This window comes from Mycobacterium sp., assembly GCF_035603715.1.
Taxonomy (GTDB): domain Bacteria; phylum Actinomycetota; class Actinomycetes; order Mycobacteriales; family Mycobacteriaceae; genus Mycobacterium.
Window position 1 is genome coordinate 1 of record NZ_DATNJW010000246.1, and the last position, 2,469, is coordinate 2,469.

At 68.4% G+C, this 2,469-nt stretch carries 4 protein-coding genes; 1 reads left to right on the forward strand and 3 read right to left on the reverse strand.

Features of this window, described 5'->3' with window-relative positions; all coding sequences use genetic code 11:
• On the forward strand, positions 1-574 hold a 574-nt coding region (locus VN856_RS10435; protein WP_325688659.1), incomplete at its 5' end, for a B-4DMT family transporter.
• Here the strand turns inward: VN856_RS10435 and aroQ are convergent.
• The 3 genes from aroQ to VN856_RS10450 all read right to left on the reverse strand — a co-directional run.
• Complete coding sequence (gene aroQ, locus VN856_RS10440) at positions 571-1,005, reverse strand: type II 3-dehydroquinate dehydratase (protein ID WP_325688661.1); 435 nt, start codon at positions 1,003-1,005, stop codon at positions 571-573. The genes VN856_RS10435 and aroQ overlap by 4 nt on opposite strands.
• Before the next feature lie 46 nt (positions 1,006-1,051).
• Positions 1,052-2,140, reverse strand: coding sequence for a 3-dehydroquinate synthase (gene aroB, locus VN856_RS10445; RefSeq protein ID WP_325688663.1), 1,089 nt, complete (start codon positions 2,138-2,140; stop codon positions 1,052-1,054).
• Positions 2,137-2,469 (reverse strand): shikimate kinase (locus VN856_RS10450; protein ID WP_325688665.1); only part of this gene is annotated, 333 nt, incomplete at its 5' end. The genes VN856_RS10450 and aroB, both read right to left, overlap by 4 nt.

Here is a 2,469-nt window from a genome sequence, read left to right on the forward strand (position 1 = left end):
CGCCGCAAGCAACCCCGACCCGGACCGTCGCGAAGATCTGGCGATGACGTGGCTGCTGGCCGGTCTGGTCGCCGGGCTGCTCAGCGGCGCGGTGACCTGGCTGATCTCGGTGTTCTACAAGGCGATCTACGTCGGCGGCCTGATCAATGAACTGACCACGTTCGCGGCCTTCACCGCCTTGGTGGTCTTCCTGGGGGCGATCAGCGGGGTTGCCATTGGCCGTTGGCGGGTTGACCGTACCGGCGCCTACCACCCGCAGAGCGGCACCCGAGGCGGCGACGAGGATCGCGCCGACACCGACGTGTTCGCCGCGGTCCGGTCGGAGCAGGCCACCGCTGAGGGCGCCGCCTGGCCCGAGGAGCACTCGACGTCCGTGGCGACCGCCGAACGCGAATACGAGGCGCCGACGGCCTACAGCCAGGAAGGCGAAGCGACGACCGAAGCCGCCAGCGAGGAAGAGACCAAGAAGATTCCCTGGCCGCCCAGCGCCGCGAAGACCGAGGGGCTGCCGACCCACGAGCATTCCGAGCCGGCCACCGAACACATCGAAAAGCCGAAGTCAGAAGACCACTAGCGGCCGAGGCTGGCCAGGTAGCGCAGGGCCAGCAGATACCCCTGGACGCCGCATCCCACGATGACCCCGGTCGCCACCGGGCTCAGGTATGAGTTGTGCCGAAATTCTTCCCGGGCATACACATTGGAGATATGCACCTCGATCAAGGGTGCGCTCAGCTCGGCGCAGGCGTCGCGTAGCGCGATCGACGTGTGGGTCAGCCCGCCCGCGTTGAGGATCACCGGCTGTTTGGCGTCCGCGGCCTGATGGATCCAGTCCAGCAGCTGAGCTTCGCTGTCGCTTTGTCGGACAATGACTTTCACCCCGAGGTCGGCGGCCTCGCGTTCGACCAATGCCACGAGATCGTCATGGGTGGTGTCGCCGTACACTTCGGGCTCCCGACGGCCGAGCCGGCCGAGGTTGGGTCCGTTGATGACGTTCACTGCCGTCATGCGCCGCTCCTCAGCATCGCTGCGCTCTGCATCGTCGTCGGCGGCGTCACCGAGTGCCCACCTCCGCGTAGGCGGCCGCCAACAGGGCCGGGTCCGGACCTTCCAGCCGGCCGGGCTTGGCCAGGCCGTCGAGCACCACGAACCGCAGCACCCCGGAACGAGTCTTCTTGTCGCCGGCCATGGACTCCAACAGCTGCGGCAGAGCGTCGGCGTCGTAGCTCGTCGGCAGGCCCAGTGAGGTCAGGATGCTGCGGTGGCGCTGCGCGGTGGCGTCATCGAGACGACCTGCCAGTCGGCCCAATTCGGCAGCGAACACCAACCCCACCGAAACCGCGGCGCCATGTCGCCACTGATAGCGCTCCCGCCGCTCGATCGCGTGGCCCATTGTGTGGCCGTAGTTGAGGATTTCGCGCAGATCGGATTCCTTCTCGTCGGCGGCGACCACCTCGGCCTTGACCACGATCGCGCGTCGGACCAACTCCGGCAGCACCTCCCCCGACGGGTCCAGCGCCGCCGGCGGGTCGGCCTCGATCAGGTCCAGGATCACCGGGTCGGCGATGAAACCGGCCTTGACGACTTCGGCCATGCCGGCCGCGATTTCGTTGTGCGGCAAGGTCTGCAGGGTCGCCAGGTCGACCAGTACGGCGGCGGGCTGATGAAACGCGCCCACCAGGTTTTTGCCGGCTTCGGTGTTGATCCCGGTCTTGCCGCCGACCGCCGCGTCGACCATCGCCAGCAGCGTGGTGGGAACGTGCACGATCGACACGCCCCGCAGCCAGGTCGCCGCGGCGAACCCCGCGACGTCGGTAGCGGCCCCGCCGCCCAGACTCACCAAGGCATCCTTGCGGCCAATGCCGATGCGGCCCAGCACGTCCCAGATGAAACCCACCACGGGCAGGTCCTTGCCGGCTTCGGCGTCCGGAATCTCGATCCGATGTGCGTCAATGCCTTGGTCTGCCAGGTGATTTCGAATCACCTCAGCCGTTTCCGTCAACACCGGTTGATGCAGGATGGCGACACGGTGCCGGCCGGCGAGCAGCTCGCCGAGCTCGCCCAGCAGCCCGGTACCGATCACCACCGGGTAGGGCGGATCGACGGCCACCTGCACGGTGACCGGTTCGGGAAGTTCCGTCATTTATCCGCCTCGGCGCGACGGGCCGCGGCCAGGGCGGCCGGCGTGGCGGGGGTGGGCGGCGGTCCGGTTCTGGGCTCGGGTGCGCTGGCCACTTCCGGGGACGGCGTGCGTCGCCACGGCGGACGGCGGCGGTTGCGCGCGAGGTTGCCCGGTTTCGGGTCGTTCAGCCGGCACACGATGTGGCGGACAACGGCTCCAGGGTTGCGACGGCTCGTATTCACCCGGATCGTGGCGACCTTCCGATAGAGCGGAACACGCTCGGTCATCAGCGCGCGAAATTTCTCGGCCCGGTCCGGCCCGGCCAGCAGCGGCCGCACCGTGTTACCGCC

Coding starts and splice junctions, on each gene's coding strand:
- aroQ (WP_325688661.1), bottom strand. CDS start 1,005: ATGACGGCAGTGAACGTCATCAACGGACCCAACCTCGGCCGGCTCGGC.
- aroB (WP_325688663.1), bottom strand. CDS start 2,140: ATGACGGAACTTCCCGAACCGGTCACCGTGCAGGTGGCCGTCGATCCG.